Annotated in this window: 11 protein-coding genes; 3 read left to right on the forward strand and 8 right to left on the reverse strand. The window is 36.3% G+C overall.

The window, feature by feature from the left end; all coding sequences use genetic code 11:
* Window positions 1–379: 379 nt before the first annotated feature.
* Window positions 380–1942 (forward strand): glycoside hydrolase family 16 protein, encoded by a 1563-nt coding sequence (locus tag P278_RS04860; protein WP_082436114.1) that lies wholly within the window; start codon window positions 380–382, stop codon window positions 1940–1942.
* Window positions 1943–2543: 601 nt separating this feature from the next.
* Entirely contained in the window at window positions 2544–3902 is a 1359-nt protein-coding gene (locus P278_RS04865; protein WP_139226740.1) for a carboxypeptidase-like regulatory domain-containing protein, read from the forward strand.
* Window positions 3903–4140: 238 nt separating this feature from the next.
* Here P278_RS04865 and P278_RS04870 read toward each other — a convergent pair whose 3' ends face one another.
* Complete coding sequence (locus P278_RS04870; RefSeq protein ID WP_051413416.1) at window positions 4141–5730, reverse strand: discoidin domain-containing protein; 1590 nt, start codon at window positions 5728–5730, stop codon at window positions 4141–4143.
* Window positions 5731–6490: 760 nt separating this feature from the next.
* On the opposite strand from P278_RS04870, the gene P278_RS04875 reads away from it, so the two are divergent.
* Window positions 6491–8620 (forward strand): amino acid permease, encoded by a 2130-nt coding sequence (locus tag P278_RS04875; protein ID WP_038263244.1) that lies wholly within the window; start codon window positions 6491–6493, stop codon window positions 8618–8620.
* A 278-nt stretch (window positions 8621–8898) separates the two neighbouring features.
* Here the strand turns inward: P278_RS04875 and P278_RS04880 are convergent, their stop codons facing one another.
* The 7 genes from P278_RS04880 to P278_RS04915 all read right to left on the reverse strand — a co-directional run bounded on the left by P278_RS04880 (window position 8899) and on the right by P278_RS04915 (window position 16778).
* Complete coding sequence (locus tag P278_RS04880; protein WP_051413417.1) at window positions 8899–9492, reverse strand: fasciclin domain-containing protein; 594 nt, start codon at window positions 9490–9492, stop codon at window positions 8899–8901.
* A 329-nt stretch (window positions 9493–9821) separates the two neighbouring features.
* On the reverse strand, window positions 9822–10754 hold the full coding sequence (locus tag P278_RS04890; RefSeq protein WP_038263256.1) for a cation diffusion facilitator family transporter: 933 nt from the start codon (window positions 10752–10754) through the stop codon (window positions 9822–9824).
* A 12-nt stretch (window positions 10755–10766) separates the two neighbouring features.
* Entirely contained in the window at window positions 10767–10988 is a 222-nt protein-coding gene (locus P278_RS04895) for a heavy-metal-associated domain-containing protein (RefSeq protein ID WP_038263257.1), read from the reverse strand.
* A gap of 103 nt (window positions 10989–11091) precedes the next feature.
* On the reverse strand, window positions 11092–13509 hold the full coding sequence (locus tag P278_RS04900; RefSeq protein ID WP_038263261.1) for a heavy metal translocating P-type ATPase: 2418 nt from the start codon (window positions 13507–13509) through the stop codon (window positions 11092–11094).
* A gap of 83 nt (window positions 13510–13592) precedes the next feature.
* Window positions 13593–14153, reverse strand: coding sequence for a helix-turn-helix domain-containing protein (locus P278_RS04905; protein WP_038263266.1), 561 nt, complete (start codon window positions 14151–14153; stop codon window positions 13593–13595).
* 177 nt (window positions 14154–14330) lie between these two features.
* Window positions 14331–14705: a DoxX family protein gene (locus P278_RS04910; protein WP_161808341.1), complete on the reverse strand. Its 375-nt coding sequence runs from the start codon at window positions 14703–14705 to the stop codon at window positions 14331–14333.
* A gap of 252 nt (window positions 14706–14957) precedes the next feature.
* Entirely contained in the window at window positions 14958–16778 is a 1821-nt protein-coding gene (locus P278_RS04915) for a M60 family metallopeptidase (protein WP_038263269.1), read from the reverse strand.
* Window positions 16779–16834 lie beyond the last annotated feature (56 nt).

Here is a 16834-nt window from a genome sequence, read left to right on the forward strand (position 1 = left end):
GTTGTATGTGTTTACCCTAAACAATGGCAAATTCTTTCAGAGGTAGCTTCCAAAGCATTTTAAGAAAGGGGATCGACTTTTCCTGAAAGGAATTTTAATTTAAGTTAAATGATGATAGCAAATACTTTTATCTAAATTGGCTTTCCTTGATTATTGTTTTTCAGGTAACCTAAATGTAATGAGGGTGTAACCTACTTGTAACCAGTAGATTGGTTAGATTAAAATTGCTGTGCATATATTTAGATACGAGACTTATTTCTTTTTAAGCAAATCGGTGGAAAATAGCTATTCTATTGTGACGAACCTATTGACTTTTAAAGATATTAATTCTGCCCCCAACTTCAACCAAAAACTTTTTATTAACCTAAAACGAAGTGAAATGAAAAACAAATGGATTATTCTGTTTTCTATTATTCTATTTTTTGGCTGTGATAAGGAAGAGGAAACTGTCGAACAGCTTTTTACTGAACATTTTCAGTCAACCTCATCTTCAAATTTCCAATTGATTTGGCAAGATGATTTTAACGGATCCACATTAGATACCACGAAATGGAGTCGTATTTCGGAAGGAACTCCGGACTGGAAAAATTACATGACTACCGATGACCAGGTTTATGAGATCTCTAATGGACACCTCCATTTAAAGGGAATTGTAAATCCGGATACCCAAACCGATCCAAGACCCTATTTAACGGGTGGTGTATGGACCCGTGGGAAATTTAATTTCACCTATGGTAAGGTCGAAGTACGTGCTAAAATGGATTCTGCCCAAGGATGTTGGCCCGCCATTTGGTTGCTAGGAAGCACAAATGAGTATGGAGGGTGGCCTGATTATGGCGAAATAGATATTATGGAGCACCTTAATTTCGATAACTATATTTACTCCACCATTCATAGTAATACTAAAAGTTCTCCAAGTAGCAGTACCGTTAGTGTTAATCCAGGGGTATTTAATACTTATGGAGTTGAATGGTATCCTGATCACATTGTATTTACCCTCAACGGAGCGGCTACCTTTACTTATTATAAGGAATCCGGTGCTGATTGGCGTCAATGGCCATTCGACAGGGATTTTCACTTGATTTTATCACAACAGCTTGGAGGTAGTTGGGTTGGTAGTATTAATTCTAGTCAATTACCGGTTGATTATGTAATTGATTATGTGAAATACTATGAATATGTTCCTTCTCCTGCGCCACCATCAGGCTCTCAACAGTACATTAAAATACAGATGAATGGGAACACTACAAATACCTGGAATCATCTCACTGAGGTAACCTTAATAAATGAAGGAATTGAATATGTGCTTCCTGCAGGACATAATGCACCATCATTATTGGGAGATGGTGTAGGGGTGAATGGGGCTAGTACCGGTTTTTTTGGGTTGGATGCCAATGGGTTGTTGGAAATTGATCTCGGACAGGGCTATGATTTTGACGCCATTAAATTAGGAGTCTATAATGGAGATAATCGCATTTATGAAGATGTTGAAGTATCTGTTTCTTCAGATGGGATAACCTATGGAAATTTGATTGTTGAAGATGTACAAAGTTCTGAGACTTTTGCGTTGAATCCTCCAGTTTATCAGTATATAAAAATTCAAATGAATGGGAGTACAGCCAACACCTGGAGTCATTTAACAGAAGTTACCCTGATAAATGGTGGAACGACGTTTGTATTGCCTTCCGGACATGATGCATCGGTTCTGTTAGGTGACGGTATTGGCGAGAATGGAGCCAGTACTGGTTATTATGGTTTGGATTCCAGCGGACTGCTTGTAATTAATCTGGGACAGGAAGTGTTGTTTGATGCCGTGAAACTAGGAGTATTTAATGGTGACAGTCGTACGTATCAGGGTGTAGAAGTCTCTTTATCAAAAGATGGAGTAAACTATGGACCTGTTGAGACTTATGATGTTCAAAACTATCAGGTGTTCTTTTAAGGCCACTGCTATTTTCAATATTAAGCACTTTAAAACCAAACATCTCTTGGGTGTTTGGTTTTTTAATTCTGATAATTTGGTTGGATGATACAAGGAAAAGGTAATCTTAAATTAAGGCAAATCATTGCGAACTCTTTAGACATGTTATTAAATCACTTTAAGCAGTATGATATTCAACTGATTTGGATTTGAACACCATTTCTGTCTTAGTACTTTGAAATATAGCTGATACGAATATTGTTTATAAGGGGTGAATTAACAAAATCTTATATGTCATTTAACAAGGTTTTATTACAGGTGTCAAAATGAAATATATAATTTTCATTATGAAAATAGCACCGTATATGTAGGTGATTATCAATGTTTATTGAAGCTTTTTAAGTTGTGTTTTGTTATAAATACTTAACCCCGTTATGATCTGGCTTAAAATTAGCAGGTGTGGCTTTTTTTGATGTATAACACTTTTACAGGATTCAATGCAAGGGTAATTGTTTGTAATTGATTGGGTTTAACCTTCTGTATTGTGTGTTTGTGTTAAAGGGTATGAATTTAGAAATCTTAATTATTCGTTCAATAAACATATTTCACAATGATAAAAAAAATGATTTTTTGCGCTTTTGCAATAGTGCTGGGAAACGGATTGATTGCACAAAACATAACCATTTCAGGGAAGATTATTGATGAAGGTACACGAGAACCTATTTTTGGTGTTGCTTTAATGTTAAACGATCGAATTATATGTTACAGCAATGATGAAGGTGCGTTTAAATTTGAAATTGATAATAGTCATGTGGATGAAATTATCTCTTTTCATCATTTTTCATATCCAAATAAGGCGCTTTTAATCTCGAAGTTAAAAAGTTTGCAAACTATTCAGCTAGTTCAGATGTCTATTCCATTAGAAGAAGTTGTGATTTCTTCTGCAGGAAAACTTACCAAAAAGGAAATTTTAAAAAGGGCCGTAAAACAATACGAAGATTCCGGCAAAACATCGCCTTATTGGTCTGATTTTAACTATAAACAAACGATATATAATAATAGTAAACCACAAGGTTTTTTGGAGTCTGACGGATATATATTAATGCCAGAAAAAATATCATCATGGAACTCTCCTATTATCGTGCCTAATCAGATGAGAAGGCTTAATGAGGATCCTGAAATTGCCGAATTGGACTTTAAAGATATGTTTGTTAATAACCGTAATGGTAATAAAATACAAATCCCTTTCAAGCATATTGGAGGATTATATATGAGGAGTCATTGGAGGGATTATGGATCTTTAGCTGAAAACCATCCATTGAGTAACAAGGGATTTAAATATTTTAGATTTAATATTGATAAAATAATAAACCAGGGGGATGAGGAATTTTACGTTATTGATTTTAAACAACATAAAACTATTTCCAACAAGGGTTGGGAACTTACACATATGCAGGGTAAGCTTTGGGTTAATAAAAGAACCTTTGGATTACATAAGTTAATAACCCAATTTAGACATCGATGGCATTATTCTTATATAAATTATGATATTCAATATCAACTTTTTGAAGACAAGTTGTTTCCTTATGAAATTGACCTATCGACTTATAAATACCAAACCTCTTCGGGTGAACATAATGTTGTAAAAAGAGGTACCGTAAAGTTGAATACCATTTACAAAGCAAATACGAAAAACCCATATATTCATGGCGGAGGGGATGGGAATGCCTTTGTTTGGTATGATGTTCATGAAACCTATAATCCTGAATATTGGATCGACCGACCTTTATCTGATATAAGGTATAGAAATGATGTATTTTCTATATTGGGAAAACAAAACTGGGATTCTGCATTTGTAAAAGGAGCGAGCCAAAAGGAGTATAAGGCTAATTCTTTAGCCATTAAAGGAATAGAGTTTTTTGAGGATGTTAGAAATGAATTCATAACATATATGGAGAAGGATTTGAACATAAATGAATGAGAGCTTGGATGCAGAAAGTTGAAGGTCTTAAAATTTCACATTTTTTTGGTTAATAAAATCATGATGAGCATTAATGATTACAGTTTTGTCCGATTCGGAGGCCTGGTCTGACTGATTGGATGGAATTTCAATATTGTCATGACTCATTACGGGGCAGAATATAAAGTATGCAAAGAATCAAAAAAGCCTCACTAAATAGTGAGGCTCTTTGATTTGAGTCTGATATGATTAGGTGATCTTAATCGAGATAAGCACCGAATTCAGCGAGGTGGGTATAGTTGAAATCGCCGTGACTGTTTTGAGTAACTACTTTTACATAGCGTATGTTTTTTCTTGTGCTAAAAGCGGTGTATTGCCAACTAGACTGTCTTTTTAAATGGTATTGTCCTTCACTGGTCCAGTTGATGTTGTCGGTACTCGTAAAGATTTCACAATCTTTGATTACTCCATTTAGGTTATCTCGATTTTGAAAAGCAAGGCCGTCAACAGTTGTTTCGGCTCCCATATCCACTACAAAATAATGCGGGTGATCAGGTAATGATCTTTTCCACTCGGTATGCCATACAGTAGCGCGATTGTCGTCTAGCATATTGGATGCAGCACCTGTGTCTTCTTCACTGTCCGCATCAATAACCTCCCAGTTATCTCTGTTTAGGATGTCTCTTATTTGCAGGTGGTCAACATTGGTTTCTCCATTGATATATTTATAATCACCCAGGTTTATTTGTCTTGTTGTTCCATTTTCAAATACAAACATTACTTTTAGGGTGTAATTGGTGTTTGTTACCTGAAACAGTTCAGCAACGGGCATGGAAACACTGAAGGTATCATCAGCACCAGGATTAGCTACCCAACCAATCTGATTGTAATTTGATCTTCCTTCCGGATCTTGATTTACAATAATTTTTTTAACTGGAGTATCACTTTCAAATTTACCATTTACGTTGAGGGATCCGTTTTCGAATTTCGATTTTAATTCTGTCAGTTTATAGCTTACCGGACCATAAAAGTTGTCTTCAATTGGACTGAATATTTCATTTTCGCTTAAAATTGCAGCATCAGAGGCCGTCATAAAAGTACGATCGATCTTTCCAACCTTGATTACATGGTTTCCGTTATCCATTAGGGAGGTTCCGAAATCGATGTATTCTGATCTCTTTTGAGAATTGTGCGGAAGGTTAATTCCGTGGCCGAGTTCGTGAATCAGTCCACCGATCCAACCGGCTTCGTTACCAGGCTGGCCTCCGGCACCCATATTATCCCATGTCATGTCGGCTCCGGCGTCGAGAGCAAAACAATATTTACCTACACCGTAAAAAGGAACTCCACCAATTTGATCTCCTTCCATACGTTCCGGAAGAATAACCAGAAAATGCTCGCTGGTTGGTTCAACATCGTCGTTATTAGCAAAATATTCTTTGATTTCGGGGATTATTTTTTGATAACCACCGGAATACGGGTATTCGTCTTTGGTTAATTTACCTTCGATTCGGATAATATTCACCATTTGGCTGCTTGGGTTGATTTGTAAGCCAAATGTAGAATTTGAATATCCCCAATGCTCCATCCATTTTTTTACATAAGATTGGGTATTAATCATGATGTTACTAATTCTTCGGCGATAGTCAGGTTTTGCATCGTTATCAGTAGGTGTAAAGTAAATAACGTTCAATGCGCGTGGAGTGGCAGAAACAAAGCCATTCTTGTCGGTTGTCATTGACGCATTTTCCGAGGTCAGATTTTCCGAGAAATCTGCTTTTTCGCAACTAACACCTATTGCGGCTATGCACAGATAGGTTGCCCATAATTTAATTTTAATGGTTTTCATATGAATAAAATTTAATAGTTCCGTGGTTTAATTTTTTTCTTGAAATCATGTTGTGGATGCCATGATTCATTCGAAGTGCTTCTGGTGGTGAACCAGCAATTAATTTCATGCTTGGTGAATTTATGTTATAGGGGTAACATAGAAGATTAAACATCCATGAGAATGCTGATGAGTCTTGGGGACTCAAGTTGTTACTACTTAATTTTTCAGTTAGTCTTCTATCTACTTTCATATGATATATAAATGGATTCTAATAGCATGAGTTCATATAAATTAGGTAACATTCGTTTTCTAATGTATGAATAAATTATTCTGTAAATAAACTGTTTGGTAATAAAATGTAATATTAAAATTTTCTTTTAGCTTGTTTTATATTTTTGTTTTGTAGGTTTTGGATTATGAAAAGCGTAGTTTATTTTGCGTGGCAAAGGCCTTGTAGCGTTATATTGTAGCTTATTTTATTGGGAATAATTAATAGAGGCACAAAGGCTTTATTATTCAGAATTCAGTGGTAGGTACAATTTGTAATTTAAACCCTGCTAGTACAACCACACAGTTTCTTCCATAGTTATTTCGAAATATTATTTTGTAATTAACTGATAATCATCTACTAGTAATAAAATCTTAAGATTTGATGTGTTTTTATACCATATAACCTATGAACGGGTATAGTTCGTCGGTTCGTTATTCCCGAATCGTGTAGTTTTTCATATATTATTATAGGTACAAGAAAAGTAATTGCTGCTTCAAATGTTTGTATATGAGAAATAAATTAAAAAAGGAGTTAGGGTTATTTGATGTTTTTGCTATTAGTACCGGGGCTATGTTTAGTTCTGGTTTTTTTTTACTTCCCGGTATTGCATCACATTATACGGGAGCATCTGTATTTCTGGCCTATATACTGGCCGGAGTTTTAATCTTGCCTTCTATGTTTAGTATAGCAGAAATATCGACCGCATTGCCACGATCTGGGGGCGCTTATTTTTTTCTGGACCGAAGTCTTGGTCCATTGATGGGAACTATTGGCGGTCTTGGCACCTATTTTGCTCTAATGCTGAAGACCGCTTTTGCAATTATTGGAATTGGAGCATATGCGGCTTTATTTTGGGAGGTTCCTACTAAAATCGTTGCCATAGTGGCCACCCTGTTATTTATGATTTTAAACTTGGTCGGAGCTAAGAAAACCTCCGCTTTTCAAAAAGTCTTTGTAACCTTCTTACTGGTTATATTGATCACCTTTATTGTTGATGGGATTTATTCTATATGTTGTGGCGGCACTATTACTAAACAGGGCTTAGATGCCCAGTTGACACCATTTCTTTCAGGAGGACTTAGCGGTCTGTTCACCTCTGCCGGTTTTGTTTTTGTATCGTATTTAGGTCTCACGCAGATTGTAAGTGTAGCCGAAGAGATTAAAAATCCTGAAAGGAACATTCCTTTGGGGATGATTCTTTCTTTGGTAGTCACTGGTCTCATTTATGGTTTGGGCGTTTTTATCATGGTTGCCATTATAGAGCCAGAGGCTTTTGCTAATGAGCTGGCACCTGCGGCTGTTGCTGCTTCACAAATGTTTAAATGGTTGCCAGAGAATGCCGGTGTGTTGTTAATGTCTATAGCTGCCCTTGCTGCTTTTGCTTCTACAGGTAATGCCGGACTATTATCTGCATCCCGATACCCTTTTGCCATGGGACGAGATAAATTGTTACCGGCTATAATGGCCAGAATAGGAGGCAAGGGGACTCCAGTTATGGCCATATTTTTTACTACCGCATTTATAATTCTTTTTATTTTAGTATTGTCGGAGGAAGGAATTGTTAAGCTTGCCAGTACCTTCCAGTTACTCATATTTATTTTTATTAATTTTTCTGTTATTGTTTTCAGAAAGAGTAAAATAGCCTCTTATGATCCAGGTTACCTGTCTCCTTTATACCCATATATGCAAGTTATTGGTATAGTTATCTCCTTCATATTAATTATATATTTAGGATGGATGCCTATTCTATTTACTGCGGGAATTGTCTTGTTGGGGGTTCTTTGGTATCATTTTCATGCCCGAGACAAAGTAAAGCGTGAAGGGGCTATATTTCATTGGTTTGCTTTATTAGGAAAATACCAATATGATGAACTGGAGAATGAATTAATGACCATCTTAAAAGAGAAGGGACTTAGACAAGGTGATCCTTTTGATGAAACTGTAATAAAATCTAAAATCAGTATGTTCAAAACTCCTGCGGATTTAGATAGAGTTTTGAATAAGGTTTCTGATTATCTTTCGGTTGAATTGGGAAAAAGAAAAGAAGCAATCAAAAAAAGGTTTCTACACGCGTTAAATGATGATGCCGTAATATCGTTACCAGGGGTTCTTATTTTTCATGCTACTTATGATGATGTTTTACATCCTTCCATGCAAATTATTGTTTCTAAACAGGAACTGGATGGTGAGATTCCTTTTAAAAGTCGGGCGGTTAAAGCTCCTATTCATATATGTTGTTTTCTGATAAATTCGGATGAAAAACCCAAGCAGCAGTTGCGTATGCTGACTCGACTTATAGATATTTTAGAAAGACCTGATGTTGTGGATGCATTGTTAGCCATGGATAGCCATCGTGAGATAAAGGAGTACCTTTTACAAAACGAGAATTTTGTGAGTGTAAAATTATTAGAAGGAACTACACAAAGTGCCATGATCGGACGTCAACTGATGGAAGTTTCCTTGCCTAAGGATGTCTTAGTAGCCTTGATTGAAAGAAATAATAAAACATTTACACCAAACGGGTCTACGGTCTTGCAGGAAAATGATATTCTTACCATCCTGGGAGATTCTAAATCTATTTCTAAATTATTTAAGGGTTATATGGGGGCGGAGATAGAAAATATGCAGGATATATAATGGATTGTTTGCTAAACAACCATTCTTCATTTCTCGGGTTTTATTGGGTTATATCAGCTGTTATTATGTAGAAAAATAATGCTTGTCAGATAAGTAAAGCATAGGAGAGGTTTCTGTTTAAATTAATTATGAATAAACTTTTCAAATATCCCTTTATTTGAAATTAAGGCAAAAATCAGGCTAGCCATTATGACAGAAAGATTAATTAGAAATGATTGGGGTGAAATAAAATAAAGCCACCTTGAGGGAGGTGGCTTTAGGAGGAATTAAAAAGTCAACTATTCAGATTCAGGGACTAATACTTCGTCAATTACATGAATGACACCGTTGCTTGCTGAAATATTAAATAACCCTTCAGAGACCAAAATGGTTGCATTTGCTTCCGTATCGTCATCATTTGTATCGATTCCTGCTGTGTTGCTTACAAAAATTGAATATCCGAGTAAGGTTTCTATTTCTCTTGGATTTTGTTTTGGAACTACACTGTTACTGAATCTTCTTCCATCTGTTACATGGTATGATAATACCGATGCTACCTGATCCGGTGTAAAATCTGTTAGTGCGTTATCTCCCAGAAATCGTACGAAAGCAGCATCAGTTGGAGCAAACACGGTGTATTGATCATTACCAGTAAACATTGAGGTAATACCTGCATATTCTAAAGCTGCCAGTAATAGGGTAAATTGCGGTTCTTCTTCATCTGTGGCATTGGCTACAACTATTTCTGCGATGCTTTGATCACCTTTTTCGGCAGCTACCGAAGCTCGAGCATTAATATCTGCGGTAATGAGTTGTTCATCTATTGATTCCTTTTCACAGGATGTGAAAATCAACATCATACTTAAAATTCCTATGGTAAATACATTTTTCATGATATATAACTTTTTGATTATTAGTTAAATATAATAAAATTTTCAACATTGTTCAACTTTTTGTAATAAATGTTAAACAAAATGTAAAAATGGCTTATAGTATTGAATAAAGTTGAATTGCCTGAAGAAGATGATCGAGAACCTTTCACTGAAAGAAAACTAATATTTTGAATCGGATATAATGGAGTGTCAAATTTTTTGCTTTGCCAGGAGTAACTCTTAATTAATAAAGCCATTAAGTCATCAATCTTATTGAAATAAAAATAGAAATGCATCCCCATCGATGGGAATGCATTTATTATCTTGTTTTTAAAGTCTTCAATAAGATTTTAACAAGTAAGTAATTTACAATTACTATTAGTTGTTTCCATTTGTACGGTAGGATGTTGGATATTAAAATTTTCCATAAGCTTTATAATCTTATTTAAGATGTCCTGCTTAGTCGTCGGATTAGAATCATTTATTACCGCGTGCACTGAACCTATATTGTAATCGCCATCCATAGTCCATACATGAAGATCATGAATATCAACGACCCCTTCTATGCGCTGCAATTCAACTTTAAACTTATTTATATTAATATGTTCCGGGACTGATTGTAACATTACCTTTAGGGTTTTGATCAGACTTTTGATAGCATTGATACCTATAAACAGGGCTATTCCTATGGCCAATATACCATCTATCCAATTCCAGCCTGTAAAGTAAATGATTACGGAACCTATTAATACTGCGGCCCACCCCAATACATCCTCCAGAAGGTGGAGCATTATAGATTGACTGTTGTGGCTATGTCCATGATGATGTCCATGATGGTGATGTCCGTGACCACCATTTTTGATTTTAATAAAGGCAAATCCATTTACTGCAAGTCCTAACAAGGCTAACCACAACATCCCGAAGCTATACACTTCTTTTGGGTTGATGAACGAATTGTATGCTGTAATTAGCATGGTAATTGAACCTGCCAATAGAAATATAGACAAACTTATGGCTGACAAAAGAGAAAATCGTTTATAGCCATAAGAGAATTTATCCGAGCGTTTTTTGCCTGCTATTTTTTCCATCACTATGGCAAGTCCGATCGCTCCTGCATCCATGAAATCATGAAATGCATCGGCTACAATGGCAGTTGAATTTGTTAAAATACCCCCAATTAATTCTATTATCGAAAAGAGCAGATTCAACCAAAAGGCCAATGTTAAACCATTTTTATGGTTATGATGTTGATCACAATTATGATGGTCTTCAGGATTTGTCATGATGCATTAGGTTTATACCAAAGGTTTAATTTGAAATCCTTTACTTTTTACAATTGTCATTATTTCATCTTCAGTTATTCCGTCCGATTTTACAGCAAGGATTTTGTCCGCATTATTGGTATCAACATCCCAATGGCAAATACCTTCAGCACTATCTAAGTCCGATTGTACTTTTGAGATACAACCTCCACAATTCAGGTTGGTTTTAAAAAGAAATTCATTATTGTTATCCATGATTTTGAATATTTTTTAATTGTTATTTAATACGGCAAATTTCTGCATAAGCCAGCAGTTGATTATTGTACTATTTTGTATTTGATTTACGAGATTTACAGATTTATTTCTTCAACTTTAATCTTAAGCTGTTACTTACAACACTCAAGCTACTCATGGCCATAGCAGCACCAGCAATCATTGGATTTAATAAAAAACCATTCACGGGATAAAGAATACCAGCTGCAATTGGAATACCTATGAGGTTATAAATAAAGGCCCAAAACAAGTTTTGCTTAATCGTGGCGACAGTTTGTTTTGACAATTTAATTGCTTCTGGAATCTTGGTAAGGTCGGAAGAAATAATGGTCATTTTGGCTACATCCATGGCAATATCACTTCCTTTACCCATAGCAATACTTACATCGGCCGTGGCAAGAGCTGTGCTATCGTTTATACCATCTCCGACCATGGCAACGGTTTTACCTTGTTGCTGTAGTTCTTTTACAAAATTAGCTTTGTCTTGAGGTAATACTTCGGCTTTAAAATACTTAATACCTGTTTGTTTTGCTATGGCCCTGGCCGTAGCTTGATTATCACCGGTTAACATATAGAGATCAATACCTGTTTGCTGTAGTTCTTTGATGGCATGAACCGATGTATCTTTTATCTTATCGGAGATGGCCAGAACGGAAATTGCCTGATTGCCCCTGGCAAACCAAATAACTGTTTTGGCTTGTTTCCCCCAATTATCGGCTGATTTTAATAGTTCACCAGGGATAATTATATTATTTTCGGTCAATAATTTTTTATTACCAATTAAATAAGTTTCGTTGTGATATTCGGCCTTAACACCTTTCCCTGTTATGCTTTCGAAATGATCTAATTTAGGGGAGGTGATTTCTCCGAAGTATTTAACCACTGCTTCTGCCAGCGGGTGCTCGGATTGTTTTTCGATACATACAAGTATATCCTTTGATGAATCGTCATTATGAAGCCAATATATGTCGGTTAGCTGTGGTTTACCTTCGGTAATTGTACCAGTTTTATCCAGAATGATGGCATTTACTTTTTTTGCTAATTCAAGGCTTTCTGCATCTTTAATTAAGATACCCTTCTCAGCTCCTTTACCGACTCCTACCATAATAGCGGTTGGGGTAGCCAGTCCTAATGCACATGGACAGGCAATTACCAGCACAGTGATAGCCGCCAAAAGACCCTGGACAATACCATTGGTTCCTCCAAGAAATAGCCATAGAATCAAGGTTAAGATGGCAATACTAATAACGATGGGAACGAAGATGCTTGCAATTTTATCTACTAATTTTTGTACCGGTGCTTTGCTTCCCTGGGCATCCTGGACCATTTTAATGATTTGGGCAAGCATGGTTTCTTTCCCCACTTTATTCGCTTTGAAACGGAAGCTTCCTTTTTGATTAATAGTTCCCGCAAACACTTTTTCTTGTTTTGTTTTGAGCACGGGCACAGGCTCGCCACTGAGCATGCTTTCATCTACGTATGAACTGCCTGTGGTTACAATGCCGTCTACCGCTATTTTTTCCCCTGGTTTTACCAGGATTATATCGCCGGGTTTTACAACTTCGATGGCTATTTTTTTTTCATGACCGTCTGCCTGTAAAACCGTGACTGTTTTGGGTTGTAGCCCCATTAACTTTTTAATCGCTGAGGAGGTATTTCCTTTGGCCTTTTCTTCCAACAATTTACCTAATAAAATAAAAGCAATGATTACGGCTGCGGCCTCAAAGTAGACGTGAGCCTCCAGGCCTCTTGTTTTCCAAAACGTCGGGAAGGTCATGTTAAATACGCTAAAAATGTAGGCTATACCCGTACTTAGGGCAACCAGCGTATCCATATTGGCAGAGCGATGTTTTGCTTGTTTCCAAGCATTTATATAGAAGTCTTTTCCTAACCAAACTACCACGGGTGTCGCAAAAAGCCACATGATTAAATTGGCATAGGTAATATTCATTAAAAACATCCCAATTATTACCACTGGTAGGGATAGCATTACGGCCCAGGTCGTTTTTTGTTTTAGTTGTTTGAACTTCTTTTGGTGGATAACTTCCAGAGTTTCCTGTTGGGTGGATTCATCTTCAATTAAGAGATCATAACCCGCAGCTTGAACGGCTTTTTGCAGTTTTTTAGCATTGGTCATATTTGGAAGGAATTCAACTGTAAGGTTACCGGTAGCAAAATTGACTGCAGCATTGACCACACCCGATTCATTATTCACAATGTTTTCAGCACTTCCTGCGCAAGCTGCGCAAGTCATTCCTAGCAAGGGATAATTTTTTTTTACAGTGCTGACTCCGTACCCCAGGTCTTTAATGATTTTTATAGCATCAGACACTCCTTTTTCTTGGGGAACGACAATTATAGCCCTTCGGTTTTTAAGTTCAACTTTGTGGGAATGAATTCCTTCAATCTGTGAAAGTCCTTTGTCAATAATACCTACACAGTGGTCACTTTCTACTGATTCCAGGGGCAGGTGGATGATTTTTTCATTATTATTTAAAGCCATTTTTTCTATATTATTTTACAGTACAAAAATGACTTTAAATAGGAGGAAAGCTATTGTATAATTTTGGAATTGTTTTATAAGATTTACACTTCGTCGAGAGGCTTTCTCTTATCGTCTCTGATTTTTTTAAAGTGGCTGGGGGTAAGACCCGTCACCTTTTTAAACTGGTTACTTAAATAGGCTACACTTGAGTAATTTAAGCGAAAAGCTATTTCACTCAAGGAGAGTTCATCATAGACTAATAGCTCTTTTACTTTTTCTATTTTTTGGGCAATGTAGTATTTTTCAATTGTAGTTCCTTCTACTTCAGAAAAGAGGTTAGATAGGTAATTATAATCATGTTGTAGGTTGTTGCTTAATAAATTCGAAAGGTTTGATTTAGCATTGTTATTTTGATGGTGGACCGCTTCGATAATTAGATTTTTTATCTTTTCTATGATGCGACCTTTTTTATCGTCGATAATCTCAAACCCTAACAATTCGAGTGAGTTAGTTATATTGTTTTTTTGTTCGACAGTAAGTTTTTTTTCGAGGATTACTTCTCCTAGTTTGATGTTTTTAACCTTCAAATTAAGTTTATCCATTTCATTTTGAACCACCATAATGCAGCGGTTGCAAACCATATTTTTGATAAAGAGGGTCATTGTATTTCCTTTCCTGAATTTAGGAGACAAAGATAAAAATCTGAAATGAAGACCGTAATTTTTCTGTCAGGTTTATATGCTATACATAATTTCAATTTAACAAAACCTATTTTGGCGGCATCTCTCTATTGAAAAGGCATTAAAGTGTTCTATTATTTATAGTTCAAAAAGAAATTTTCAGGAAAAAAGAGGAGCTCCCACGGTGTCAGCAATATAAATCAATTCGAAGGTTATTGCCCAATTCTTGGTAAAGTGCATTGATTCCATCATTGATTCTTGTTTGTCTTTTAATGACCAGAATTTATGAATGCTGAAGGACGCGATGATTAAAAATATACATAATCCCAAACAGCCATAGATTAGGAAATATCCAGAAATTAAAGTAAATCCGCCAAATATCAATAACATACCACTTATAAGTAGCATCCATTTTGGAGCAAAAAGACTTCGTTTCTCTGCATATTCTTCAAGTATCTTTGAATTAAAAAAGTGGTTTAATCCGTTTAGGATAAAGAAGACTCCGAGAAGGGTTAGCAGAATGGATTTTATCATGTTAGTTAAATTTAGATGTTGATAGACAATGCCAGTAGTTTTGTCCATACCAATTTACTAAAAAGAAGCTTAAGCCATATATTAATCTTAAATATAGGATGGTAGACAAGACGATTTATGAAAATTGAATTTTGGGTAACCATGTTGTTTTATGGATAGAATGAAGATTTTAGCTGTTAAACTTTAAATAACAGGGGGAAATGTATATTTCCCCCGTTAACCTAATTAATTATGAGAAGGCAACTATTGTGACTATATAATCTCAAATTCCGCTAAAGCGGCATTTTCAGTTCCGTCGTAGCTCGAATTCATTTGTATTTTAATATAGCGGCTTTGAACAGATTGATTTAGATCAATGCTTTGTGGAGTAGTGGTTTGATTAAGTTGGAAAGAGCCCAGACTATTCCAGCTTTTATTATCATCGCTAATTAGTAATTCTATGTCTTTTACATGACGACTTCCGTTTTGCCTTTGTGTAAGGCTAAATCCATTTATGGTGGTGGATGATTCGGTATCTATAATTATATAATGAGGGTATTTGCTATTTCCAGAGGACCATTCTGAATGCCAATAAGTATCGAGGTTACCATCTATAATGTTTAAGGCTGCACCATTTTCGGCACTCGTTTCCTGAGAACTATAACTTTCAATAGTGAAGGATGTATTATAATTAGGGTCGTCCGATAATTGCGTCAAGTCTTGTGGTGGTTCCGGTAAGTTCAGGGCTGCTATGGCATTATAGGTTGATTTCGCGTTTTTGAACTGGAATCCCCAGTCTTGAAAAAAGCGCGTCAGATTATATCCCGAAACCGTACACGCTGTTATCATAAAATAATTCATTTTTTCCTCAGTACTTATAACTGGAGGAGCGTCCTCTCTGGTTTGTTTATGAAGGTTTTGATAGAATTCATCTCCAAAGGCTAGCCATAGTTGATGAAACATAGCCAGTTTTACCCAAACGCTAACTCCTTTTCCATTGAAGTCTCTTTTTCTTTGTTCCTGACTCATAAAGGCCCTAACTTCACTCCAATGTCCTTCGCTTACGAGTCTTGAAGGAGTTACTCCCATAGCTCTCTCCACTGCCAGACTGTATATATTTACGGTAACTTCGCCTAATCCATCCCATTTCCATGCTTGTTGTTGATGCATATGTCCAAGTTCATGCCAAGGGCCCCATCCTTGTTGGTAAAGCTGATCGGGGTTAATTATATAATTGACCGCTCCCTGATCATTATAAGCGGTGCGGTACCAGGTGGCAGACATATAGGTACCCGGATCGTCGGTTTCGGTCATTAAAATTTTGTGAACATTTCTTTTGTGAATTGTTGCAGATCCATCTAAACCACTAATATCATCTTCGATATCCATGATCTGGGTGGTAAGATCCAGTAACACATCTTGATCTTTGTCTTTAAATTCAATGGCTTTATTGCGAGATACTACGATATATACATGGTTGCCTTCCAGTGTTACATCAGGAGCGTCGGGATAAGCATTAAGCATTGCGTGCCATTCACTTTGAGTGGTTACTCCGTATTTATAGTAAGGGTGTCGTTTAAATCCATCTATGAAGCGAACGGATGCCTGACCTGTAGGGGTTTCATTTTCTGCCTGTCTGTTTGTGTATCGCAGCCATATAACACCTCCATAAGCATCTGCTTGTATCGTATTTACTCCCCAGTCTAAAGCTATCCATTGGGGATTCCATTTGTTTGAGTATCGTGAGTAGGTACCAATACCCAATTGTATTTTGGAGTTGGTAGTACCACTGGTAAGTTCTGAGGTTTCTATTGTTAGGGTAGCATTCGGCTCTAGATAAAAACCGGTAGGTACAAAGTCTGAGGCTCCTGCACCTTGACCCAATCTATCGTTTTCCACATCTGAAGAAGGTTTTTCAATTACCGTTTGAATACTATCTACAGGGGTAAAACCAGCGATCAGGGTACTATTTGTATTGTTAAGCATGGATTCAGAAATTTCCGTAAATTCTTTTTCAGTGCAAGCTGAAGTAGCTACCAATAAGATTAACAGGCCGAACTTTGAAGCCCTTTTCATAAAGTTGAGTGTTTTCATTTTTTAGTATTTGAATGGTTGAACATTAATTAAATGTCATTTATAACCTCCCTTGC

Origin of the sequence: Zhouia amylolytica AD3 (assembly GCF_000511935.2) — a bacterium.
In the GTDB taxonomy this organism is placed as follows: Bacteria; Bacteroidota; Bacteroidia; order Flavobacteriales; family Flavobacteriaceae; genus Zhouia; species Zhouia amylolytica.